Origin of the sequence: Salinispora sp. H7-4, assembly GCF_013416675.1 — a bacterium.
In the GTDB taxonomy this organism is placed as follows: domain Bacteria; phylum Actinomycetota; class Actinomycetes; order Mycobacteriales; family Micromonosporaceae; genus Micromonospora; species Micromonospora vitiensis.
Window position 1 is genome coordinate 286,969 of record NZ_JABZED010000006.1, and the last position, 22,019, is coordinate 308,987.

Genomic DNA, 22,019 nt, shown 5'->3' on the forward strand with positions numbered 1-22,019 from the left:
GTGCTCAGTACCGGGGTGAAGCTCGGCAACCGCTACCGTCTCGACGAGCGGATCGCCAGCGGCGGCATGGGCGATGTCTGGCGCGGCACCGACGAGGTGCTCGGCCGGACAGTCGCCGTGAAGAGTCTCCTGCCGGCCCTGCTGGACGATCCTGACTTCACCGAGCGGTTCCGGGGCGAGGCGCGCACGATGGCGACCATCAACCACCCCGGTGTCGTTGACATCTACGACTTCGGCAGCGACCAGCAGATCGCTTTTCTGGTGATGGAGCATGTGGAGGGCGAGGCGCTCCTGGCCACCCTGAACCGGGTCGGCCGGCTCACCTCCGCCCGGACGATGGCCCTGGTGGCCCAGGCCGCCGACGCGTTGCACGCCGCCCACCTGGAGGGCATCGTGCACCGGGACGTGAAGCCCGGCAATCTCCTGGTCCGGCCGAACGGCACCCTGGTACTCACCGACTTCGGTATCGCCCGATCCGACCTGGTGGCCCAGCTCACCGCCGCTGGCTCGGTGCTCGGTACCGCCTCGTACATCTCACCGGAGCAGGCCACCGGAGCGGTCGCCACCCCGGCCTCGGATGTGTACGCCCTCGGTGTGGTCGCCTACCAGTGTCTCTCCGGCCGGCGGCCGTTTGCGGGTGACAACCCACTGGAGATCGCCCTGCAGCACGTCCGGGACACACCTCGGGCGCTGCCGGCTGACATTCCGCCGCAGGTGCGGGCGGTGGTCGAGCAGGCCATGGCGAAGGACCCGGCGGACCGCTGGACGACCGCGGCGGCATTGGCCGGAGTGGCTCGACAACTGAAGACCCAGCTCTCCCAGGCCGCCCGGGCGGCGGGCCAGGCCAGTCCGGTTTCGGCGGTGCCGGGTCGGGCCAGCGTGGTTTCGCCGGCGTCCGCACCGCCGGGTCGGGCCAGCGTGGTTTCGCCAGCGCCTGCACCGCCGGGTTGGGCCAGGGTGAATTCGTCGGCGCCCGCACCTGCCGCGCCCGGGCCCGCACCTGCCGCCCCGGCGCCGGGCCGGGCCAAAGTGCCGCCGCCGGTCGTTGCCCGTCCACCGCAGGCTTCCCGTTCGCCGGTGGCGCCGCAGCCCTCCCCGCCGCAGCCCTTCCCGTCGCAGCCCTTCCCGTCGCAGCCCTCCCCGCCGCAGCCCTTCCCGTCGTTGGCCCCGCAACCGCCGGCGCAGTGGTCCCCGGTTGCCGCCGTGCCGCTGGCCTCAGGGCGACTCAGGCACTCCCCGAAACCGGCCCGGCGGTCGCGCCGGCCCCGGTTTAGGAGGGTGCTCCTTGTCCTCCTCCTGGCCGCTCTGGTCCTGACCTGCTTTGGCATGGTTTCCTACGTTTGGGGCGAGGTGTATGCCGGGCCCACCGGCCGGCCGGTGCAGTCGACGGGAACGTCCGGCGAACTCCGGCTCGACGGACGCGACGATTCGGACCAAACGTCGTACCGTCAACTGCAACTGCCCGCGACGGGCGGCGACGACACGACGACGAGCGAAGGACGACAGACGCGATGACAGCGCAGGCCCGCCTGCTCGGTGGCCGCTACCAGGTCGGCGAGCTTATCGGCTACGGCGGCATGGCCGAGGTGCATCGCGGTCGTGACCTGCGACTGGGTCGGGATGTTGCGATCAAGATGCTCCGGACCGATCTGGCCCGCGACGCCACCTTCCAGATGCGGTTCCGACGGGAGGCGCAGAACGCGGCCTCCCTCAACCACCCGGCCATCGTCGCCGTCTACGACACCGGCGAGGAGCAGGCGCCGACCGGTGAGACCCTGCCGTTCATCGTCATGGAGTTCGTCGGCGGGCGGACCCTGAAGGAGGTGCTGGGCGCCGAGGGGCGGCTCCAGCCGCGGCGGGCGCTGGAGATCTGCGCCGACATGTGCGCGGCGCTGGAGTTCAGCCACCGGCACAGCATCATCCACCGGGACATCAAGCCCGGCAACGTCATGCTCACCCAGACCGGCCAGGTCAAGGTGATGGACTTCGGGATCGCCCGGGCGCTGGCCAGCGGCGCGACCACGATGACGCAGACCAGCGCCGTGATCGGCACCGCCCAGTACCTCTCGCCCGAACAGGCCCGCGGCGAGTCGGTGGACGCCCGTTCGGATGTCTACGCCGCCGGCTGTGTGCTCTTCGAACTGCTCTGCGGGCACCCGCCGTTCGTCGGGGACAGCCCGGTCAGCGTCGCGTACCAGCATGTCCGGGAAACGCCGCCGACGCCCAGCGACCTCAACCCGGAGGTCCCCCCGGCCGTCGACGCGATCATCCTCAAGGCGTTGTCGAAGAACCCCCTCAACCGCTACCAGAGCGCCGGCGAGATGCGGGCGGACCTGCTGCGTGCCGCCGCCGGACGGCCGGTCATGGCGACCCCGGTCCTGCGGGAGGAGGAGGCCACCCAGATCGCCCCGGCCGGCGCTGGATACCCGGCCGCCGCGCCCGGTCCGCGTACCCAACAGATTCCGGCCCGGGTCGGCGACCCACGTCGGCGCCGGACATCGTCGTGGCTGATCGCCACCTTCGCCGCGCTCGCCGTACTCGCGGTGGCCGCGCTGGCGGTGTACGCCTTCCGGCCCACCGAACCCGAGCGGGCCACGGTCCCGCCGGTAACCGGGCTGACCCAGGAGCAGGCGTTCGCGGCGATCAAGAAGGCCGACCTGGTGGCGAATACCGGCCCGGAGGTCCGCGACAACGACTGCACCAAGGGGGAGGTGGCCAACCAGGATCCCGCCCAGGGTGAGCGGCTGGCCCCGGACGACGTCGTCACGGTCTTCATCTGCGCGGGGCCGGCGACGGTGACGATTCCGGACACCCTGGTCGGCTCCACCTACGACAACGCGAAGCGGCAGCTGGAGAATGCCGGCTTCGAGGTCGCGCGGGAGGAGGTCGACGACGCGAAGCCGGCGGGCACCGTCCTGCGGGTGACGCCGGATGAGGGCAGCCAGGCGGCGGAGGGTGAGGAGGTCACCCTGACCGTCTCCAAGGGCAACATCGGCACCGTACCGAACGTGGTGCAGTCCTATGTTGAGGATGCCAAGCGGGAGCTCGAAAACGCCGGCTACAAGGTTGACATCAGGGATGGCCAGCCGGTGCCGCCGGGTGAGGAAGGCCGGGTGACGAACCAGAACCCGAGTCCGAACACCGAGCTTGAGAAGGGCAAGACGGTGACCATCACGGTGACGGTGCTGGAGGAGCCGACCGAGCCCCCGACGCCGGAGCCGACCGAGACGCCGACACCGACGCCGGAGCCGACCGACACGCCGGGCAACGGTGATTGAGGTGCGGCGCCGTTGATCGCCGGTTAGGTGGTGCTGAAGGCGGTACGGCGGCGGGCGTCGACCTCGGCCGCCAACGCGGGGGCACGCTCCAGCGCCTCCGGAAAGCCGCAGGACGCCAGCCAGTTCGCCAGCATCAGGTGCCCGCCCTCGGTCAGGACCGACTCGGGGTGAAACTGCACCCCCTCGATCGGCAACGTCCGGTGACGCATCGCCATCACCACACCGGAACTGGTCCAACCGGTGACCTCCAACTCGGCCGGCAACGTCCCCGGCACGAGAGTGAGCGAGTGGTAGCGGGTCGCGGTGAACACCTCCGGTAGGCCGGCCAGTACCCCCACGCCCTGGTGCCGGACCTCCGAGGTCTTGCCGTGCAGCAGCTCCGGAGCCTGGGCGACGGTGGCGCCGAACGCCTCCCCGATCGCCTGGTGGCCGAGGCAGACACCGAAGAGGGGGAGCGCACCGGCGTACTCCCGGATGACATCCAGGCAGATGCCGGCGCGATCGGGGCTACCCGGGCCGGGGGAGAGCAGGACGCCATCGGCGTTCGCCTGCCCGACCTCCGCGACGCTGATCTCGTCGTTGCGGCGCACCTCGCAGTCGGCGCCGAGCTGACCCAGGTACTGCACCAGGTTGAAGACGAACGAGTCGTAGTTGTCGATGACCAGGATGCGCACGGGTCACTCTTCCGGTGAGGGGGGCGGGTTGTTCTCGTCCGTGTCGTACGGCAGGTCGTGCCCGTCCTCGGTCGGTGCCGGTCCGTCGCCGGGCGGCGGGTAGCCGGGAGCACCCGGGTCCCCGGGCTCTCCCGTTTGCTGACCGACCTGTACGTCGTCGAAGGGGAGCAGCGGCTCAGCCCAGGGGAAGACCACGTACCAGAGCAGAGCGACCGCGGCCGTTGTCAACAGGACGCTTCCGGCCAGCTTGCCGGGAAGCCCGAACGGCAACTTCCGCCAGATCCAGGCGTACATCTCCTCAGCCCCCCAGTTCCGCCGGGCGACCCGCCGACTTGGCCTGGGTCCGGTCCAGCTTCGCGTGGATGATCAGGCGTTCGTAGTTGTCGAACTTCGGGTGGCAGGTGGTCAGGGTGAGCATCGCGTCGGTCGGCTCGGCGCCCGGTTCGCTGGGAACCGGCGCCACCACCGACACCTCGCTCGGTTTGACGATGTGGTTGCGAGTGACTCGGTAGATGTGCCAGTTGTCCCGATCCTCGGCAACGATCACGTCGCCGTCGTTCAGCTCGTCAAGTCGCCAGAAGGTGGCCCGGTTCCGGTGCCCAGCGATGGAGAAGTTGCCGAGCTGGCCGGGGAGGGCACTCGTCGGATAGTGGCCCGGGGCGTATCGGAGGTCCTTCTGGGTCACCCCCTCGACGACAATCCAGTTCTTGTCGAGCTGTGGAATGTACAGGCCGGCGATCGGCGTGCCCTGCACTGCCGGCGAGGCGGGGGCGGACGAGGGAGCAGCGGAGGGCGTCACAGTTGGGTCACCGGTCGGCCCCCACGCCTCGGCGAGCTGCTGGCTGAGGTCGTTCTGGTGGGCGTTGACGATCACCGACTTCCCCCAGATCTCGTACCCGGCGAAGAGGAGCACCACAATGCCGAAGGTGATGAGTACCTCTCCGGCGGCGCGGACGCCGGTGCGGAAGCGGGACCGGAACGTCGGCCGGGTCAACTGCGAGTAGACGCTCTTGTAACCGTCGCCGGACTGCTCCGGGCGTAGCTTGACCACCCGCTCGCCCCGGCGTGGCGGGGCCGGCTCCCCGCCGGCGGGTCCGGTCGTGGCGTCCGCGTCCCGGGGTGGCTGGGGCACAGCGCCCATCAGGGCGGTGGAGTCGAGCGGCGGGGGGGTGTGGCTGGCGACTCGCGGGATGAGTGCGGTGGCCGCCGGATCGGCGGCGGAGCCAGTGCCCCGGGGGGGCTCGCTGACCGGGCCGGCCTTGGGCGCTGCGCCAGCGTTCGGGGCGGTGCCTGCCTTCGGGGCCGTGTCAGCGTTCGGGGCGGTGCCTGCCTTCGGGGCCGTGTCAGCGTTCGGGGCCGTGTCAGCGTTCGGGGTCGCGGTCCGCGGCGGTGTGGTGGGGATGAAGGCGGTGGGGGCGTCAGCCGTCGATGGGGTGCGGTCCCACGCTGACCGGCGCGGATGGACCGGGCTCGGTGCTGGGGACGGAGTGGGTGGCCCCGACGAGTGGGGTGGGGGTTCGGGCCGAAGTTCCCGGTGGGCTGCGGTCGGCTGCTCGAGCGGCCGGTCGGCCGAGTGTCGCGGTGACTGGCGCGGCGGGCCCGGCGGCGGGCCGGTCAACCCGGGCGGCTGGATCGGCAGGCCCGGTTGGGTTGGGGCGTCCTCCTGGCCCGGTGGGTCCGGTTGGCCTGGGGCGGCCGGCTGGCCCGGTGGACCCGGCTGGGCTGGGGCGGCCGGCCGGGGCAGGGGTCCCGGCGGGGGGAACGGTTGCTCCGCATCGTGCCGGGGCTGCTGCCAGGGGCGCTCCAGCCGCGGCAGGAACGCCGTCTCATCGTTGTCCCGATCGGGTTGCCAGCTCTCCGGTTCCCTGGTCATTCGGGCACCGTCGTCCAACGGAGGGCGGCTGAGCCATCAAACGCCGGCACCGTCACGGTGGAGCCAGTCTCCTTGTAGCCGAGCTTGTAGGTGTTCGCCAGGTCTCTGAACAACCGGACTCCCTCGGATTCGGTGAGGGACCGCTGGAGAGCAGCGGGGTCACCGATCGCTACGATCTTGAATGGAGGGGAGTACACCCGGCCATGGAGTAGCAGGGTGTTACCGACGCAGCGTACCGCGCTGGTGGCGAGTACGCGGACATCCATGATTGACATCGCCTCCGCGCCGCCGGCCCAGAGGGCGTTCACCACGGCCTGTACGTCGCCCTGGTGCACCACCAGGTCGTCGTTGGTGACGCCCGTGGGCAGGCTGCCGTCGCTGCGCCGCGGCGCGTCGTCGAGCTCCACGGTCACCCCGAGGCCGGTGAGGGCGGTGAATCCGGCCGGCTCCTGGCTGGCCGCCGCCCGCTCCTGCTGCTGCCGGATTGTCCCGTCAGAACCGGCGAGGGCGTTGGTACGGGCCTCGACCGCCGCGCGGAGCTCCGCCGCCCGCTGCTCGCTGTCCGCCACCTCGGCGTGGCGGTCCTGGATGAGCTGGTTGAGCTGAGGGCGACGGTCCTCGCGCAGGGTGGTGCCCCCGGCGGTGGTAGCGGTGGTGGTGAAGAGCAGCCCGGCCGCAGCGGCGATCAACGGTACGCCGACCGGCCAGCCGAGCCGGCGCTGCCGGGGGCGCCGGATGAGGGCGACGACGACCCGCCGGAGCACCTTCCGCCAGGAGGTCGCGCCGGATGTGTACTCCACGGGGTTCCCTCCCCTCGTCGCCGGCCAGCCCGCTCCAATAACCCCTCCGGGGTGTTGGAGAAGACCCTTTCGTGGCCTGAACGGGTCTTCCGGACTACGCTAGCTGTCGAACATTATTGGCCATGGACCGTCGCCCTCGCGCCCGGTTGTCAGGCCGGACGAGGTCGTCACCCCCTCTGGAGAGCGTCGTGCCCAAGTCTCAGGTTCGTAAGAAGAAGGTGTACACCCCGCCGACGGATGTGCGTCCGACGGCGACGGCGGCGACGCGTAAGCCTAGCCCGGTCTGGTTGCCGGTCACGGCGGTCGCGCTCATCGTCGCCGGCATCGGCTGGCTGGTGGTCTACTACCTTTCCGAGCAGGCGTATCCGGTCATGTCGTGGGGTTACTGGAACCTCGCGGTGGGCTTCGGCGCAATGGTCGGCTCCCTGATCCTGCTCTCGCGCTGGCGTTGACCACGCGTTCACCCGCGCGCCGGCCGGAGCCGGCGCGCTCGCCTGGCCCGCCCGGTCGACTCGGCCCCAACCGGCGCTGCCGGACGCGGCACCTTAGGGTGTGGCGCAGGACGGCATCGTTCAGGGATGCGAGATGCGTCACGTTACCGATGGGTAACCGTGCGCGTAGGCTGCACTGCACGACCGGGTGAGGCAAGGTCCAACGATCGGTCCGGGGCCGAGTACGCGGCAGAGTGTCGCCGACCGCGTCTGGGCCGGGTACCGATCGCCGAGCCGCTCGAGGCAGTAGTAGACCGGGAGGGCCGACTCGATGGGCAGCGTCCAGATCGCCACCACGATCGTCGCGGCCGCCATCACCGCGGTGGCGGTGTGGCTCGCCGTGCGGGCAGTCAGCAAGATGGTGGCGGTGATCCGGCTGGGACAGCCGGATCCGGCCCGCTTCACCGACTGGGCCACGCGGACGCGGACGATGCTGGCGGAGACCGCGGGGCACACCCGGATGCTTCGCTGGAGCCTGGTGGGGGCCGCGCACTGGTTCGTGATGGTCGGGTTCATCGTGCTGTCGCTGCTGGTGTTGGAGGCGTACTTCGAGGTCGTCTCTCCCACCGGCGGGCTCCCGCTGGTCGGGAACTGGGCGGTCTACGGTCTCGTCACCGAGTGGCTCGGCATCTTCGGGATCGCCAGCATCCTGGTGCTGATCGTGATCCGGCTGCGGAACCGACCGACCCGGCCCGGTGGGAAATCCCGGTTCACGGGCTCAACGATGTGGCAGGGCTACTTCGTCGAGGCCGTCATCCTCGGCGTCCTGGTGATGGGTTTCCTCATCCGGGGTTTCAAGGTCGCCACTGATCACTTCGAGTACCCGGTCTGGGCGGCGCCCCTCAGTCATGCGGTCGGCGGCCTGCTACCGAACTGGGAGGCCGGGGTCAGCGTCGCCGCCGTCATCAAGATCGCGATCTCGATGACCTGGCTGATCGTGATTTCGCTGAACGTGACCATGGGGGTCGCCTGGCACCGCTTCCTGGCCTTCCCCAACATCTTCTTCAAGCGCAACCCGGGTCGGCCGGGGTCCGGGCTCGGTGCGCTGCGGCCGATGACCAGTAACGGCGAGCTCCTCGACTTCGAGGAGGCGGACCCGGAGAAGGACCAGTTCGGGGTCGCCCAGGTCGAGCAGTTCACCTGGAAGGGGCTGCTGGACTTCAGTACCTGCACCGAGTGCGGCCGCTGCCAATCCCAGTGCCCGGCGTGGAACACCGGTAAGCCGCTGTCGCCGAAGTTGTTGGTGCTCAGCCTCCGCGATCACGCCTACGCGAAGGCCCCGTACCTGCTGGCTGGCGGTGGCAAGGATCTGACCGGTGCGGAGAAGGCGACCGACGGGCAGCTCGCCCACGTTGACGCGCTGGCGCTCGCCGAGGCGGAGAAGCCGCTGATCGGCGGGGCCGAGGAGTCCGGTGTCATCGATCCGGACGTGCTCTGGTCCTGCACCACCTGCGGGGCCTGCGTCGAGCAGTGCCCGGTCGACATCGAGCATGTCGACCACATCGTCGACATGCGTCGCTACCAGATGCTCATCGAGTCCAGCTTCCCCTCGGAGGCCGGGGTGATGCTGCGCAACCTGGAGAACAAGGGCAACCCGTGGGGTGCCCCGCAGAACACCCGGGAGGACTGGACCAAGGGTCTCGACTTTGAGGTGCCGCGGGTCGGCGAGGTTGACGACTTCGAGTACCTGTTCTGGGTTGGCTGCGCCGGCGCCTTCGAGGACCGGGCCAAGAAGACCACCCGGGCGGTCGCCACACTGCTGCACGAGGCCGGCGTCTCCTTCGCCATCCTGGGCGAGGGGGAGACCTGTTCCGGCGATCCGGCCCGCCGGATCGGTAACGAGTTCGTCTTCCAGATGCTCGCCCAGCAGAATGTCGAGACTCTGAACGAGGCATTCGACGGCCGGGAGCAGAGCCGGCGCAAGATCGTCGCTACCTGTCCGCACTGCTTCAACACCCTGGGCAACGAGTACGGGCAGCTCGGTGGTGAGTTCGAGGTGGTGCACCACACCCAGCTGTTGGCCCACCTGGTGGCCACCGGCGCGCTGACTCCGGTGCAGCCGGTCGATGGCGGCGTCACCTACCACGACCCCTGCTACCTGGGTCGGCACAACCGGGTCTTTGCTCCGCCGCGTGCGGTGCTCGGAACGGCGGTCCAGGGTGAGCTCACCGAGATGCCGCGGAACAGTGAACGCTCCTTCTGTTGCGGCGCCGGCGGCGCCCGCATGTGGATGGAGGAGAAGATCGGTAAGCGGATCAACGTGGATCGGGTCGAGGAGGCCATGTCGACCGGCGCAGCGATGGTTGCGGTCGGCTGCCCGTTCTGTTCGACGATGCTCAACGACGGCGTGAACGGTAAGGGCGCTGGCGAGCAGGTCGAGGTGGTGGACGTGGCGAGCGTCCTGCTCCGGTCGGTGCGCCCGGAGCAGCCGCCGGTTGACCAGAAGAGTGCACAGGTCGCGGGCTGATCTAGCCATGGCGGGCTCTACCAGGTGCCGAGCCGGCACCTGGTAGAGCCGCTTCCGGACCAGGACGCCGGCGGCATCCCATCGGGCCGCCGGTCGCTTCGTATCAGCCCGGCTACGTCTCGACTACGGAAGGTAACGGGTGTGGATATAAATATCGTTGAAAGTGTGCATTTTTTGAGTTGGGTCAGCACTATTTGTGGGCGAGCGACTACACAGAAGTAAAACCGTTGGCTTTCCTTGATTCTGTGCCAGACCCTGCCTATTGTTGTGCCTGCGCTGCGGTGGATCGTCTGCCTCGTACCCCCCCCCTTGTCCCGAGGCGCCCCGTGGTCTGGGTTGCAAAAGGAGTCGGTGCTGGTGGCAACCACGCCCCCTCATCGCCAGGACTGGGTAGGGCCACGCCGTTCGGGCGGATTGCGTCGGTCCGTTCACGGTCTGCTCGCTGCGGTCGCCGCGGTAGCGGTCAGTCTCGGTGTGCTGGCGGTCCCCGCGTACGCCGAGCCGTCCGTGGAGGAGATCGAGGCCGCGATTGACGAGCAGTGGCGCGAGATGGAGCCCACGATCGCGCAGTACAACAAGGTTCGGGCGGAGCTGAAGATCAACCGCGAGAAGTCGGAGGAGCTCGCGGAGAAGCTCGCTCCGCTCCAGCAGGAGACCGAGACCGCGATGAAGCGGATCGGCGGGCTGGCCTCGCAGTACTACATCAGTGGGCCGTCACGGGAACTCGGCGCGCTGCTGGTGAGCGATGACCCGAATGAGATCAGCGAGGAGTTGGCCTTGCTGAATCGGGTTGCCCTGATGGAGAACCGGCAGCTCGAGGAAGTGCTGACGATCCGCAAAAAGTACGAGGATCAGAAGAATTCGCTCGACGAGCTGATTGCGGAGCAGGATAAGCAGGAGAGCGAGCTGGCGGCGAGAAAGAAACAGATCGACACCGAGATCACACGCCTCAAGGACTCACTCCCAGTGACGACGGTGTCGACCCCGCAGTGCCCCACCATCAACGGTGTGGTCAGCGAAGCTGCCCGGACCGCCATCCGGACCGCCTGCGCTCAGGTGGGTGACCCGTACGTCTGGGGTGCCACCGGCCCCAACTCGTTCGACTGCTCCGGCCTGACGCAGTACGCGTACAAGGCGGCCGGTGTCTACCTGACGCACTACACCGGCGCCCAGTGGAACGAGGGCCAGGCGATCTCGCGGTCCGAAGCGCGCCCCGGTGACCTGGTCTTCTTCTCCAGCCCCAGCAACCTGCACCACGTCGGCCTGTATCTGGGCAACGACCAGATGGTGCATGCGCCCCGGACCGGCAAGCCGGTCATGGTTTCCAGCATCAACACCATGCCGTCGATCGCCGGTTTCCGTCGACCGGGCTGAGCCGGCGACTGAACCGAGGCCTCGGACGAGCTGTCTCGTCCGGGGCCTCGTCGGGTGGCTGTCGGTCCCGGCGGTGCCGCCGCCGGCTCGTCCGTGAGATGGCCGCCAGCTGATCCCGTGGGGTAGCCGGCGGCTCAGCCCGTGGGGTAGCCGCCGGCTCAGCCCGTGGGGTAGCCGCCGGCTCAGCCCGTGGGGTAGCCGCCGGCTCAGCCCGTGGCCAACCGCTGGGTCGCCCGGCGTCAGCGTGTCGGCCAGGTACGCCAACTCTGCCAGGAGCGGCTGGGCGTCGGGCCCCGCTGCCCCTGGTAACGGGACCCGTAGACGGCCGATCCGTAGGGGTGCTCGGAGGGTGAGCAGAGGCGGAAGATGCAGAGCTGACCGATCTTCATGCCGGGCCAGAGCATGATCGGCAGGTTCGCCACGTTGGAGAGTTCCAGCGTCACGTGGCCGGAGAAGCCCGGGTCGATGAAGCCGGCGGTCGAGTGGGTGAGCAGCCCGAGCCGGCCGAGTGAGCTCTTGCCCTCCAGCCGGCCGGCGAGCTGGTCCCCGAGCGAGATGACCTCGAGGGTGGAGGCGAGCACGAACTCGCCGGGGTGCAGCACGAACGGCTCGCCGTCGGGCACCTCGACCGCCGAGGTCAGGTCGTCCTGCTGCTGGGACGGGTCGATGTGTGTGTACAGGTGGTTGTTGAACACCCGGAAGAGCTTGTCCAGCCGTACGTCGATGCTGGATGGCTGGACCAGCGCGGGATCGAACGGCTCCAGCGCCAGCGTGCCGGCCTTGATCTCGGAGGCCAGGTCACGATCGGAGAGAAGCATCGGACCACCATAGCGAGTGGGACGACACGCGCCCATTTCGCCTGGGCATTCGAACGCACGTTCGATAGGGTGCGGGTATGGCTTCCTGGTCCGAGTTCGCCGCCGACGTACCCCGCCTCGCCGACGGGGTTCGCCGGCTTCTCCAGCAGTACGGGCCGGGCCTGGGCTACCTGGCCACGGTCCGCGCCGATGGCGGTCCTCGCGTGCATCCGGTCTCCCCGGTGCTCGCCGAAGAGGGCCTCTTCTGTTTCGTGATCGACTCGCCCAAGCGGCGTGACCTGGAGCGCGACGGGCGTTACGCGCTGCACTCTTTCCCCGCAGAGGAGAGCGACGACGAGGCCTACCTCGCGGGTCGGGCACAGCTGGTGACGGATCCGGCCCGGGTGACCCGCTTGGCCCGCCGGCACTGCGCGATCTACGACATCGACTGGCGGCTCTTCGAGTTCAGCATTGATGTCGCGATGATCGCCCAGCACGACATCGCCGGGGTGGCGAGACCGGCGGTTCAGGTGTGGCTGGAGCCGGGTGGTCAGACCGCGTCGGGTCACCCCGGCCAGCCTCGACGCGCCGGCTCGCCGGCCCCCACCGTCGATCAGGGCAGCGCGGCGGCCTGAGCGCCGGCTCGGCAAGCCTGAGCGCCGGCCCGGCAAGCGCCGCTGCCGGCTCCAAACCTTGGGAGCCGGCAGCGGGCCGTACCGGTCGAGGGCTATGCCCGATACGCATTCCAGGCGGTCAGCATGCGGCTGGCCTGGCCCGGAGTGAATTCGTACATGCAGGAGTCGTACGTGTAGTCCATGAAGTTGTGGATCGGGTCCACGCCCGCCGAGGAGCAGGTGTCCCGTCCGGTGGGGCACTGGTAGGCCGGGGAGGCTTCGGCCGGGGTGTCGCTGACCCCGTCCCCGGAGCCACTACAGCCGCCCTGGAAGGTGTGGTAGAGGTTCAGCCAGTGGCCAACCTCGTGGGTGCCGGTGTCGCCGAGGTTGTAGTTGGTGGCGGTGCCACCCGGCAGCGACTCGTTCAGCACGACGACGCCGTCCATCTTGTTTATCGAGCGCTTCGGGAAGGTTGCCCAGCCGAGCAGGCCGCTCGAAAGATCGCCGAGGTAGATGTTGAGGGTTTCCGCGCCACCGACGCGCAGCGACCTCTTCATCGACCGTTCCGATGATGAGCCGTAGTTGATCGGGTACCAGCTCGGGTTCGTAACCCGGTTGATCGATTGGAGCGTGAAGCCGAAGGCCGTCGGCGCGCCACCGGTCGCCCCGCCGAACGAATCGTTCAGCACGTCGATCTGCGAGTAGATCATGGAGTCCGGGATGTTGCCGCCGGCCCGGCTGCTGTTCTCCTGGATGACGTGCACCACCACCGGGATGGCGACCGACGCGGGAGCCACCGGTGCGAACGCGGCTGCGCCCTCGCGCCGCACCTGCATCTCCACCAGGTTGACCAGCTCATTCTCCCGTGCTGCCACCTCGGCTTCGGTCAGGTGGTTCGGGTCGTGGTCGGTGATGCTGCCCGGCCGGGCCTTGGCGTCGGCGTGGACCGGCTCGCACTCCTCGCTCGCGGCGTGTTCCGCGGCGTGGTTCGCGAGCGGCGCCGCGTGCGCCGGGACGTAGCCGGCCGTGACGGCGCCGAGGAGTAGCGCGAGCGACGTTGACGCGATGCCGGCGCTTCGACGGGACAGTAGGTTGGGACGGAGGCCCATGGGCCACCTCCTTCTGGCAGCACAGCGGGGGGAGTGTGCGTGCCATGGCAGGAAACGTGGGGCAGACCTTACAAGACATCGACAGGTTTGAAAATGCTGAGGCGGCTCCGAAGGGCCTGACCGGCAGTTCGCTCCATCCCCCTGGCCGGGCTCGTCCGGATGGCCGCTGTGTCGGCGCCGTCGTTCGCGGCTGTGGGTTCAGCCCGCCCAGGTGCTGTGGCTCGCCGGCTGCTCGGGTCGGCGGGTGCCGGGATGTGCGCCGCGTGGTGCTTGAGGTAGAGTGGTCCCGCCCGCGGGTGTAGTTCAATGGCAGAACATCAGCTTCCCAAGCTGACAGTGCGGGTTCGATTCCCGTCACCCGCTCCATGCACGGAAGCCCTGGTCAGGACACATGTCCCGCCAGGGCTTCCGTTGTTCTAGGTCATGCTGAAACAAGGATGGGCCATTAGCGGGCCATTAGCTCGCCTCGGTGGCCGGTCCGTCACCCTCGGCGACCCGCTTGACCTTGCGCTTGCTCGGCTTGCGCCGGGCCGCTTTGACCGCCTTGTCGATTGCGTCGGCGATGCCCTGGTCGGCCTCCCGGTTGGCGTGCTGGTAGATCAGCGCAGCGCGAGGGCTGTCGTGACCCATCCGCGCCATGATGTCGCGAAGGCTCGCGCCTGGTGCCCGCGACGCGAGGGTGTTGCCGGTGTGCCGCAGGTCGTGAAAGTGCAGGCCGGGAACACCCACGGCAGTGACCGCCTCGGGCCACTTGACCAGCTTGTTGAAGTTGCCTCGCCAGAGGTTTCGGCCGCCCTCGCCAGTGAACACGAACGCCTCGGGTGCCTCGCCGACGTGACTACTCATGTGCTGTTTCAGCACAGGTAGTGCCACCTTGGGCAGGGCGACGGTCCGCGCGCCAGCCCGCGACTTTGGCGGGCCGAGGATCAGACCGGTTCCCCGGTGCTCAACGAACGCCTGTCGCACCTGAACCGTGCCGGCCGACAGGTCAACGTCGCAACGCTGCAGGGCGACCACCTCGCCCCACCGCAGGCATCCGAACGTCGTGACCAGGATTAGTGTTCGGAAGCGCTCCGGCATTTGCTCGGCCAGCGCGAAGATCTGCGGGACAGTGAGGACCGGCCGCTCTGCGGGCTTCTCCTGGTCGGCACCGACGACGCGGCACGGGTTAGCCCTGATCAGTTCGTCCTCCTTGACGGCGGTCATCAGAACCGCACGTAGCAGTCGGTACGCCTTGGCGGCCATGGTTACCGACACGCCTTCGGCCAACAGTCGTGCCCGCCACTCGCGGACCATGGGCGTGTTGATCCGGTTAAGTGGCATGTCGCCGAGATGCGGCGTGATGTGCCTGCTAAGGGTCCAGCGGTACAGGTGCACAGTCCGGGGCCGCAGGTTCGGCCGCTCGGCGATCCACCGCTCGGCGTAGTCACGTAGCCGGATCTTGCCGCGCTCAGGGTCGATCCACTCGCCCCGCATCATCTGAGCCTCGACCAGCAACAGGTACTTCTCGGCCTCGGGCTTGCGGGCGAACGTCTGCGGGGCGGAGCGCATCCGCCCGTCCGGGCCGGGGTAGCGAGCCTGATAGCGGCCGGACTCCCGCTTGCGGATGTTGCCGAATCGGCGGTGTCCCTCTTGGTTTGCCATGATCAGGCGGCACTCCTCAATCCGCGCCAAACAGTCTCAGCGGTCATGGGCTCGACTCGTCCGGCGTGGACGAACGCGGCCAGGTCGGCGGGGTCGATCCGGATCGACCGGCCGATACGGTGGAAAGCGATCTGCCGCTCGGCAACGGCGCGGCGTACGTAGCGCACGCTCATGCCGATGCGGCTTGCGGCCTCGTTGATGGTCAGCAAGTCGGCGGGTAGCTCCAGTACCGGCGCGTTCTGGGTAATCCGCTTAGCCATCGGGTGTCCTTTCCGGGCGGTGCGGTCCGTCAGGGGTGGTGCGGCAAGGCGCTAAGAGCGCCCGTAGCGGTCGTTCCTCTGGTGAAGGCGGTTCGGCGAGGGTGGTGGGCTGCAATGGCAGAAGGCCGCAGGGTGGGCCGCTGAGAGCCACGCTGAGCCAAGATCTCGGGCCTCCGGGTGGTTCTACATAGGGTCGGTGCTGAAACAGTGCACTGCGCCTTTGTTTCAGCGTGTTTGTCAGGGTTGCGGCCAGAGTTCGGGTGTCCCCGTGGTGTCCCCCTTGTTTTCGCTGTTCAGGGTGGGTTGGGGGACACCGGGGACAGGGGGGACACCGGGGACTCGGTACCGGCCGCCGGTGTCGGCGGCGAGTTGTCCGTCGGCGAGCATTCGCTGACAGGTGCGTTTTACGTTGTCGTAGGCGAGACCGACTTCAGTGGCGATGGCCTTGGGTGTGCTGCCGGGGGTGGTTCGCAGGAACCGCAGGATCGTTGCGCGGGTTTCGCCGACCTGGTGGTCCTGGGCTGGGCCGTCGAGCATCTGCCACGCCCCGGCGGTAGTGTCGAAGTTCAGGGCGTACTCGTTTTCGTCGACGTCGCGTCCGGTTACGTGTAGTACCCCGTCGCCCTGGTTGCGTGCTCGCTTGAGGACGAGGGTGGCGTCGGCGGCTCCGGCGAGGCCGTTGGTGCCGGAGACCTCGGTGAGGAAGTCGTCTGATCCGGCCTTGCGTACGTGGTGGACCAGGACGAAAGCGACGCCGTAGTCGTCGGCGACCTTCTTTGCCCTGCCTACGGCGGCGTAGTCGGCGTCGTAGGCGGACGAGCCGGGTGCGGAGTTGCCGCGTAGCTTGGCGAACACGTCGATGATGACCATGCGCGCGGATGGGTTGCGGTCGAGCCACGCGGCGATGGCCCGGTCTCCGCCTTGCGGTAGGGGCGGGCACTCGGTGGCGAGGGTGAGACCGGCCGGGGCCTTTCTCTGGCCCAGCACCTTGCTCAGCCGTGATTGCAGGCGGCGGGCGGTGTCTTCCAGGGCGAGGTACAGCACCGGGCCACGCTCGACCGGGATCGAGCCGAACGCCTTATCACCGAGGGCCACGTCGACACCGAGGCCGAGCGACATCCACGATTTGCCGACCTTCGGTGGTCCGCAGAGCAGGTTGACGCCCTCGGACAGCACACCGGGCACGGCCCACTTTGGCGGGGCGAAGGTCATCGCCATGATGTCGGCGGCGGACCACGACGTGCGGATCCGGGCTGGCCGCGCCTGCTCGGCCGACAGCACTTCGGCGGCATCCTCCGGCCCAGCGACGTGCAGGTTCGGTCGCTCATTCGGTTCGGCGCTCATGCGGCCACCGTCCGGGGGCGGCGGGCACCGGCGGTGAGGCCGGAGCGGATCGTGCGCAGCGTCTCGAACCGGGACAGTCCGATGGACAGCGCGGCTTCTTCCAACAGCGCTTCGGCCTGGTCGCGGGTGAGTGCTGCGCCACCGGCAACGAGCTGGCCGAGGGCAACGGCGGAGACGTAGAGCGTGTGGTTGCGCTCACCTTTGGCTGCCCGCCGAAGGTGGTCGAGTTGTCTGGTGATTGCGGCGTCCAGGTAGGCCCCGGTCCGCCCGGTCGGCAGGTCAACGACGACCGGTCGTTGCGGCGGCAGCGGCGCGGGGGCGAGGCGTTCGGCGAGCCACCCGGGGAGGTCGGCGACCGGCAGGTCACGGGCGACGGTGTAGGGGCGGCCTGCGACGGTGCTTCCGGCGGCGACGATGTAGCCGCCGTGGGCGCGGGTGTCGACCAGCCAACCGATGCCGTTACCGCGTTCCCCCGCCGTGTTGCGTTGCGCCGGCCCGGTGGTCGGGTGCCGGAAGTACAGGTGGGTACCGCCCCGACCCGTGGTCACCGTGTATGTCTCGACGGGCCGTAGCTGGCCGGCGGCCTCGCACAGCGCGGCGAACACCTCGGCACCGTGGTGGGCCGCTGGGTGTGGACAGCCGGCCGGCGGGGTCTGGTCAGGCTTGCGCACGTCCAGGTCGACAACGACTAGCCCGGACGGTCCGCAGGCGATGCCGACGCCATACGGGGTCTCGGACCATCCGCGTCGGATCCGGTCGGGGTCGGTGGTGGCGCGTGCCTCCCAGCCGGTGTGTCCGTTGCGGCAGCGTGGGTCCCGGCCGGTGCAGGCGTCCGCTTGGTGGTTGGGAAACGCGGGCCGCTTGTCGTTCGGCCGTAGGGGAAAGACGTGCCAGCCGCGCGCGGCGGCGGTAAGGGCTACCTCGCGCAGTGTTGCGGCTTCGGGCATGATGTTCGACCTCGAATCGGATGGGTGGGCTTTGAGGTGCTTTTCGTGGGCGCACGCGGCGCAGTAGCGGGCCTTCTCCCACCGGGCGACCTGCAACGGCAGGCCGGAGGCGGTGTCTTCGGCGGCGACGGTTCGTTCGCAGATGTGCGGGTACGGCAGATCGACTGATACGAACCGACCGAGGGCTTTGCTCGCCCCGATCCAGTGCCCGCCGGTCATCGGCCGGTGATCGCGGCGCGGGTAATGGCGTGGCGTACGTCGCCGAGTAGGCCCGTGAGTTGGCGGCGGGCGGCTAGTTCGGTGGGGGCGAGTGCGACCCTGACGCGGACCTCGGCGTGCTCGCGGCCGGCGGCGGTGCGGACTCGTACGAGTACGGCGCGGGCGCGGCGGGGTAGGTCGACCACGATTTCGGTGGATCGGTGTTCGCCGAGGTTGCAGCGGTGCCCGCGGGCGCACCAGGTGGTGTGGTGGTCGGGGTTGTGGCGGTTCATCGGGTGCCGGCCCGGTACTCGTCGCGGACGCGTTCGATCACGCGGCGTCCGAGGCGTACTCGTTTGCCGGTGCCGGCGCAGCGGTGGCATTCGTGTGTGTGTCGGAGGATGAGGCCGCGCCGGGAACCGACGCCTTTGCAGCGGTGACAGGGGCCGAACGGCGCGGTGTAGCACTTGATCAGGTAGAACGCTGCGTAACCGAGGATGGTCAGGCTAGCTAGCGCGGCGATGGTCAGCACGAAACGCCTCCATAGGCCGTTTTGAGGGTGCGAGCGGCCGACGCCGCTAGGTGCTAGGGCGCTGGCCAGGAATTGTTTGGGTCGCTAGCGGTGCCGCTAGGTCTAGCGGGGCTGGCCGCTAGACCTAGCGGCGGATCGTCGGCTACTTGTGCTTGCCGTTGCCCGTCTCGCGGTCACGCTTGGTGAGAGCCTTGAGGATGTCGTCGCGGTGGAAGCCCTTGCGGTTGCCGGACTCTGCGGTGTCGGTGTCCTCGCCCCAGCACTGCTTCGTGGTCAGGCCGTGGACCTTGAGCGCTTCGCGGAGTTGGTCGGCGGTGAACCCGGCGTACACGTCGGGCCGCAGCGCGGCAAGGCGCTTGACGATCACGGTGGACCACAGCTTCGGCTCGGACTCGGCCATGACCCCGGCCACGTCCTCAAGGATCGTGTCCCGCCGCACGGCGGTGGTGTCGAGCACGACCCCGGCGGCGTGGCCGGTGATGTTGCCGTAGCGTTCCCGGGCCTTGCGGGCGCGGGCGACGATCGCTTCGGCGGCCGGGCCGTCGATCTCGAACGTCTTGACGATGACCGGCTCGTCTCCCTCACCGGCCAGGTAGCCGATGCCCTTGTCCCGGCGGGAAAACATCGTGGCCCGGATGCCGTTGCGGTACATCGACGTGCCGAGCACCATGTCGTTCTCGGTCTGGCCCATGACCTTGAGGCAGAACCGTAGTACCGCGTTGGCGGAGATGCCGGTGGGCAGGCTCTTGGCGTCCGGGCGCTGGGTGGCCAGCTTGAGCATGATCCCGACCGCCGGGCCACGACGTACCAGGTCTTCGCAGATCTGTTCGATCTCCGCCCCGTACACCGGGTGCTCGAACCCGCGCTGACACTCGTCAATCCCGATGCCGATGGGGTGCAACCCCAGCTTGCGGTTGGAGGCCAACTCGTCGGTGACCTTGTTCTCCGGGCACAGGTCACGCGGCAGGTCCCGGATCACCTTCGTGCGGCGGCGCATCTCCGCGTGAACCTCCCGCAGCGCGGTGACCAGGTATTCGATGTCCTCTTTCTCGTCACCGGCGCGGTAGGCGTGGCAAACCGACTCCAACGGGGACAGGTCACCGGTGCCCTTGAGGTCGAACGCCAACACCCACGAGCGGGGGTCGAGCGCGACCAGCAGCAGCGCCAACCTGAGCGCGAACGTCTTACCGAACCGAGGCAACGCCCCGATGATCACGGACGCGTACATGAGGGTGATGGTGACCAGCGCGCCGCGCGGGTCGGTGCCGAACGGCACGGCCTTGAACAGGTTCACAGTGCCAGCCGTGAGCAGCGGGAACGGCTTCTGCTTCGCCCGGGACATGTCCTTGTCCGCGACGAACAGCACCAGCCGGCCGGGGTGCACCTCGCCGTTGGCCTCCGGCCACACACACCCGAGCGGGCGGGTCAACGCGGCGGCCAACTCTTCGCGCTTCTCGACCACGCTGGATGCGGTGACACCGCGCGGTAGCTCCACCTCCGCGCGCCAGCCGACGCCGTTTTCCCGCGCGATCGGCGCCGGGAACCACCGCTTACCGTTGTCGCCCCGCCGGATCGCGTCGTTGATGCCCTTGATGTTCAACGCCGCCAGCGCGGCGAACACCTCCGCGCTGGTCAGCGGCGCGGCGTCGGTGCGAACCACGGCCGTGTCCAACAGCGGTTTGTCCGCCGGCGCGCCGAGCAACGCCAGCACCATCACCACCACGACCCCGACGGCGAGTTGCACCGCACCCGGGGCAACCAGGGCCAGCACCCCGACCAGGGTGAACAGGGCCAGCACGGCGACGATCGCGGTCAGGCCGCGCCAGCGCACCCGCCGGTCACGCTGCCGCGACAACCCCTGATAGGTGCGGGCCTCCTCCGGCTTGTCGATCGCGGCTCGGGCCACCGCCTGCCGGACCGGCTCGCCTTCCAGGTCGAACAGCCACCGCACGTACCCGCCCACCAGCCGGCCCAGCCCACGGGGGGCACGCCGCACGATCCGGCCCGCGTACTTCGGCACCCGCAGCGCGTGGTAGCCGGCGGCGTGCACGGCGAACCCGCCCGCCCACGTCAGGTTCCCGGCGAACTCCGCCCGGGAACGCAACCACCCAGGCAGGATCGGCACCCGCTCGGCGCTACGGAACCCGGCCAGGGAAAAACGCGGCCGACGCTGCGCCTCCACACTGTCCACCAACACCGGACCACCCGCCGGCCGGTCGTCGTCCAGGTCGCTTTCATCACCGTCGTCTGGGGTGACCGGACCCTGCCGGCGGGACCGGGCAGCGTCCAGGTCCACCACCTCGGCATCCCGGCCACCTGTGGTGGGGTTGGTCAGATCCGCCTCAGCGGCCTGCCAATCGAAACGCTCGTCGTCTTGGGGGGACGTCATGATGGGGGAACCTCCAACAGGTCAGGGGATCGGTAGGGGGCCGGCGGCGCGGCGCGGTTTGCGAGGCCAGGGCCGTGCCGCCGGGCGGGGGGACGGGTCAGTAGCCGTGTCGGCGGAGGGCGTCGTAGGCGGCGGCCTGATCAGCCGGCGTGGCAGAACGGAACGCCCGCTCGAACTTGGCCTTGGCGGCGCGGAAGCTGGGGCTGTCGATGTTGCGGTCAGCGGCGTCGGTCTCGGCCATTCCGAGCGTGAGTAGGGTGCGCACCGCGTCCCGGTTGATCGGGGCGGGGGCGGGGGCGGGCTTCTTGCTGAACAGACCCATGACGGGTGTTTCCCTTCCGGCGGCCAGACGGTCTGGCGGCCACCACCGCCACCGGGTGATGAGCCGGTGGCGACGGAGGCGGTCAGGCGGCGGCCGGCAGCTCGGCCGGGACGGCGGGCGCGCGGCGGGCGGTGTTCGTGGTGGCGGTGGCGCGGACCTCGTTGACTCGGTCGCGGCCCCACCGGTCGGACATGCCGAACTGGCGTCCGAGGGCGGCGCCGGACAGCGGGGTGCCGGCGGTGACGCTGCGCCGATACGCGGTGCGGGCGGTGGCGCGGCGGGACCGGTCGTCTAATTTCGGCGCGGGGGCCGGCGTCGGGTCGGGGGTGCTTGCCGGTTCGATCACGGGGGCGGGGGTGGTTTTTGGCGCGGCCGGGCTTGCCGGTTCGATCACTTCGGCCGCCGGCACGGGGGCCGCCTCGGTTACGGGCGCGGGCACCTTCTCGGGGGCCGGGGTGGCGTGGGCGCGGATGCCGGTGGCCAGTAGCGCGCCGGTCGCCATGATCATCAACCCGTCCACGGCCAGGGGGCCGATGGTGGCGGTCAGGCCGTCCTCGCCGTAGAAGGCGAGTAGCCCGGACAGGTGCTTGTAGGACACGATCGCGGCCACGGTGGCCACCGGCACCAGACCGCCGAAGCGAAGCGCCGACCAGCGGCGTCCCTCGGGCCAGGCGACGCGGGCCAGGATCTCCACGGCGACGAACAGTGCCACCGGCCAGAAGATCGCGCCGACTACCGCGCCGGCCTGCGGCGTCCAGTCCGCCGGCACCGGGGGTGCGCCGTCCGGCGGGGTTGGCGGGACGTAGGAGTGCGCGACGTTCGCGGCGATTGACACCGCGCCGCCGAGGATCGCGCCGAAGTAGGCCCAACCACGGCCAGGGACACGGGAAGTCATCAGGGGGTGCT

Annotated in this window: 21 protein-coding genes and 1 tRNA gene; 7 read left to right on the forward strand and 15 right to left on the reverse strand. The window is 69.5% G+C overall.

Annotation, left to right across the window (positions count from 1 at the left end):
* Complete coding sequence (locus tag H0524_RS07705) at nucleotides 1–1,515, forward strand: serine/threonine-protein kinase (RefSeq protein ID WP_180198012.1); 1,515 nt, start codon at nucleotides 1–3, stop codon at nucleotides 1,513–1,515.
* Nucleotides 1,512–3,278 (forward strand): Stk1 family PASTA domain-containing Ser/Thr kinase, encoded by a 1,767-nt coding sequence (gene pknB, locus H0524_RS07710; RefSeq protein ID WP_180198013.1) that lies wholly within the window; start codon nucleotides 1,512–1,514, stop codon nucleotides 3,276–3,278. The genes H0524_RS07705 and pknB overlap by 4 nt, the downstream gene beginning before the upstream one ends.
* Before the next feature lie 23 nt (nucleotides 3,279–3,301).
* On the opposite strand, the gene H0524_RS07715 is transcribed toward pknB, so the two are convergent.
* Genes H0524_RS07715 through H0524_RS07730 form a run of 4 tightly spaced genes read right to left on the reverse strand, consistent with a single transcriptional unit; the run spans nucleotide 3,302 to nucleotide 6,625 of the window.
* The gene (locus tag H0524_RS07715; RefSeq protein ID WP_018728077.1) at nucleotides 3,302–3,952 is read right to left on the reverse strand and encodes an aminodeoxychorismate/anthranilate synthase component II; all 651 of its coding nucleotides are present in this window, start codon (nucleotides 3,950–3,952) and stop codon (nucleotides 3,302–3,304) included.
* Nucleotides 3,953–3,955: 3 nt separating this feature from the next.
* On the reverse strand, nucleotides 3,956–4,246 hold the full coding sequence (locus H0524_RS07720; RefSeq protein ID WP_180198014.1) for a hypothetical protein: 291 nt from the start codon (nucleotides 4,244–4,246) through the stop codon (nucleotides 3,956–3,958).
* 4 nt (nucleotides 4,247–4,250) lie between these two features.
* The gene (locus tag H0524_RS07725) at nucleotides 4,251–5,825 is read right to left on the reverse strand and encodes a class E sortase (RefSeq protein WP_180198015.1); all 1,575 of its coding nucleotides are present in this window, start codon (nucleotides 5,823–5,825) and stop codon (nucleotides 4,251–4,253) included.
* Nucleotides 5,822–6,625, reverse strand: a complete 804-nt coding sequence (locus H0524_RS07730) for a DUF881 domain-containing protein (RefSeq protein ID WP_180198016.1) — start codon at nucleotides 6,623–6,625, stop codon at nucleotides 5,822–5,824. Before H0524_RS07730 ends, H0524_RS07725 begins: the two co-directional genes overlap by 4 nt.
* A 188-nt stretch (nucleotides 6,626–6,813) precedes the next feature.
* On the opposite strand from H0524_RS07730, the gene H0524_RS07735 reads away from it, so the two are divergent.
* The 3 genes from H0524_RS07735 (at nucleotide 6,814) to H0524_RS07745 (ending at nucleotide 10,957) form a co-directional block, all read left to right on the forward strand.
* On the forward strand, nucleotides 6,814–7,077 hold the full coding sequence (locus H0524_RS07735) for a cell division protein CrgA (RefSeq protein WP_018217839.1): 264 nt from the start codon (nucleotides 6,814–6,816) through the stop codon (nucleotides 7,075–7,077).
* A gap of 310 nt (nucleotides 7,078–7,387) precedes the next feature.
* Nucleotides 7,388–9,583, forward strand: a complete 2,196-nt coding sequence (locus H0524_RS07740; protein WP_180198017.1) for a (Fe-S)-binding protein — start codon at nucleotides 7,388–7,390, stop codon at nucleotides 9,581–9,583.
* Between the two features lie 357 nt (nucleotides 9,584–9,940).
* Nucleotides 9,941–10,957, forward strand: a complete 1,017-nt coding sequence (locus tag H0524_RS07745; protein WP_180198018.1) for an NlpC/P60 family protein — start codon at nucleotides 9,941–9,943, stop codon at nucleotides 10,955–10,957.
* A 239-nt stretch (nucleotides 10,958–11,196) separates the two neighbouring features.
* Here the strand turns inward: H0524_RS07745 and dcd are convergent, their stop codons facing one another.
* A complete protein-coding gene (gene dcd, locus H0524_RS07750) occupies nucleotides 11,197–11,775 on the reverse strand; it encodes a dCTP deaminase (protein WP_018728083.1) in 579 nt (192 codons plus the stop codon).
* Between the two features lie 77 nt (nucleotides 11,776–11,852).
* Here dcd and H0524_RS07755 point away from each other — a divergent pair, with 77 nt between their 5' ends.
* Nucleotides 11,853–12,389, forward strand: a complete 537-nt coding sequence (locus tag H0524_RS07755; protein WP_180198019.1) for a pyridoxamine 5'-phosphate oxidase family protein — start codon at nucleotides 11,853–11,855, stop codon at nucleotides 12,387–12,389.
* Between the two features lie 92 nt (nucleotides 12,390–12,481).
* Here the strand turns inward: H0524_RS07755 and H0524_RS07760 are convergent, their stop codons facing one another.
* Nucleotides 12,482–13,477, reverse strand: coding sequence for a zinc metalloprotease (locus H0524_RS07760; RefSeq protein ID WP_018728085.1), 996 nt, complete (start codon nucleotides 13,475–13,477; stop codon nucleotides 12,482–12,484).
* A 292-nt stretch (nucleotides 13,478–13,769) separates the two neighbouring features.
* On the opposite strand from H0524_RS07760, the gene H0524_RS07765 reads away from it, so the two are divergent.
* Nucleotides 13,770–13,843, forward strand: a tRNA-Gly gene (locus tag H0524_RS07765).
* Between the two features lie 90 nt (nucleotides 13,844–13,933).
* Here the strand turns inward: H0524_RS07765 and H0524_RS07770 are convergent.
* From H0524_RS07770 to H0524_RS07810, 9 genes are all read right to left on the reverse strand, one after another.
* Complete coding sequence (locus tag H0524_RS07770) at nucleotides 13,934–15,121, reverse strand: tyrosine-type recombinase/integrase (RefSeq protein WP_180198020.1); 1,188 nt, start codon at nucleotides 15,119–15,121, stop codon at nucleotides 13,934–13,936.
* A 2-nt stretch (nucleotides 15,122–15,123) separates the two neighbouring features.
* A complete protein-coding gene (locus tag H0524_RS07775; RefSeq protein ID WP_180198021.1) occupies nucleotides 15,124–15,381 on the reverse strand; it encodes a helix-turn-helix domain-containing protein in 258 nt (85 codons plus the stop codon).
* 237 nt (nucleotides 15,382–15,618) lie between these two features.
* On the reverse strand, nucleotides 15,619–16,725 hold the full coding sequence (locus tag H0524_RS07780) for an AAA family ATPase (protein ID WP_180198022.1): 1,107 nt from the start codon (nucleotides 16,723–16,725) through the stop codon (nucleotides 15,619–15,621).
* The gene (locus H0524_RS07785) at nucleotides 16,722–17,891 is read right to left on the reverse strand and encodes a bifunctional DNA primase/polymerase (protein WP_180198023.1); all 1,170 of its coding nucleotides are present in this window, start codon (nucleotides 17,889–17,891) and stop codon (nucleotides 16,722–16,724) included. Before H0524_RS07785 ends, H0524_RS07780 begins: the two co-directional genes overlap by 4 nt.
* On the reverse strand, nucleotides 17,888–18,163 hold the full coding sequence (locus H0524_RS07790) for a hypothetical protein (RefSeq protein ID WP_180198024.1): 276 nt from the start codon (nucleotides 18,161–18,163) through the stop codon (nucleotides 17,888–17,890). Before H0524_RS07790 ends, H0524_RS07785 begins: the two co-directional genes overlap by 4 nt.
* Nucleotides 18,160–18,402, reverse strand: a complete 243-nt coding sequence (locus H0524_RS07795; RefSeq protein ID WP_180198025.1) for a hypothetical protein — start codon at nucleotides 18,400–18,402, stop codon at nucleotides 18,160–18,162. The genes H0524_RS07790 and H0524_RS07795 overlap by 4 nt, the downstream gene beginning before the upstream one ends.
* Nucleotides 18,403–18,544: 142 nt before the next feature.
* Complete coding sequence (locus tag H0524_RS07800) at nucleotides 18,545–20,791, reverse strand: cell division protein FtsK (RefSeq protein WP_180198026.1); 2,247 nt, start codon at nucleotides 20,789–20,791, stop codon at nucleotides 18,545–18,547.
* A gap of 97 nt (nucleotides 20,792–20,888) precedes the next feature.
* The gene (locus H0524_RS07805) at nucleotides 20,889–21,113 is read right to left on the reverse strand and encodes a hypothetical protein (RefSeq protein WP_180198027.1); all 225 of its coding nucleotides are present in this window, start codon (nucleotides 21,111–21,113) and stop codon (nucleotides 20,889–20,891) included.
* 82 nt (nucleotides 21,114–21,195) lie between these two features.
* The gene (locus H0524_RS07810; protein WP_180198028.1) at nucleotides 21,196–22,008 is read right to left on the reverse strand and encodes a hypothetical protein; all 813 of its coding nucleotides are present in this window, start codon (nucleotides 22,006–22,008) and stop codon (nucleotides 21,196–21,198) included.
* Nucleotides 22,009–22,019: the final 11 nt, after the last annotated feature.

What these genes read in the sequence shown, in the direction of transcription:
- pknB (WP_180198013.1), top strand. Translation starts at nt 1,512, where the DNA reads ATGACAGCGCAGGCCCGCCTGCTCGGTGGCCGCTACCAGGTCGGCGAG.
- H0524_RS07720 (WP_180198014.1), bottom strand. Translation starts at nt 4,246, where the DNA reads ATGTACGCCTGGATCTGGCGGAAGTTGCCGTTCGGGCTTCCCGGCAAG.
- H0524_RS07725 (WP_180198015.1), bottom strand. Translation starts at nt 5,825, where the DNA reads ATGACCAGGGAACCGGAGAGCTGGCAACCCGATCGGGACAACGATGAG.
- H0524_RS07740 (WP_180198017.1), top strand. Translation starts at nt 7,388, where the DNA reads ATGGGCAGCGTCCAGATCGCCACCACGATCGTCGCGGCCGCCATCACC.
- dcd (WP_018728083.1), bottom strand. Translation starts at nt 11,775, where the DNA reads ATGCTTCTCTCCGATCGTGACCTGGCCTCCGAGATCAAGGCCGGCACG.
- H0524_RS07755 (WP_180198019.1), top strand. Translation starts at nt 11,853, where the DNA reads ATGGCTTCCTGGTCCGAGTTCGCCGCCGACGTACCCCGCCTCGCCGAC.
- H0524_RS07760 (WP_018728085.1), bottom strand. Translation starts at nt 13,477, where the DNA reads ATGGGCCTCCGTCCCAACCTACTGTCCCGTCGAAGCGCCGGCATCGCG.
- H0524_RS07770 (WP_180198020.1), bottom strand. Translation starts at nt 15,121, where the DNA reads ATGGCAAACCAAGAGGGACACCGCCGATTCGGCAACATCCGCAAGCGG.
- H0524_RS07775 (WP_180198021.1), bottom strand. Translation starts at nt 15,381, where the DNA reads ATGGCTAAGCGGATTACCCAGAACGCGCCGGTACTGGAGCTACCCGCC.
- H0524_RS07780 (WP_180198022.1), bottom strand. Translation starts at nt 16,725, where the DNA reads ATGAGCGCCGAACCGAATGAGCGACCGAACCTGCACGTCGCTGGGCCG.
- H0524_RS07785 (WP_180198023.1), bottom strand. Translation starts at nt 17,891, where the DNA reads ATGACCGGCGGGCACTGGATCGGGGCGAGCAAAGCCCTCGGTCGGTTC.
- H0524_RS07790 (WP_180198024.1), bottom strand. Translation starts at nt 18,163, where the DNA reads ATGAACCGCCACAACCCCGACCACCACACCACCTGGTGCGCCCGCGGG.
- H0524_RS07800 (WP_180198026.1), bottom strand. Translation starts at nt 20,791, where the DNA reads ATGACGTCCCCCCAAGACGACGAGCGTTTCGATTGGCAGGCCGCTGAG.
- H0524_RS07805 (WP_180198027.1), bottom strand. Translation starts at nt 21,113, where the DNA reads ATGGGTCTGTTCAGCAAGAAGCCCGCCCCCGCCCCCGCCCCGATCAAC.
- H0524_RS07810 (WP_180198028.1), bottom strand. Translation starts at nt 22,008, where the DNA reads ATGACTTCCCGTGTCCCTGGCCGTGGTTGGGCCTACTTCGGCGCGATC.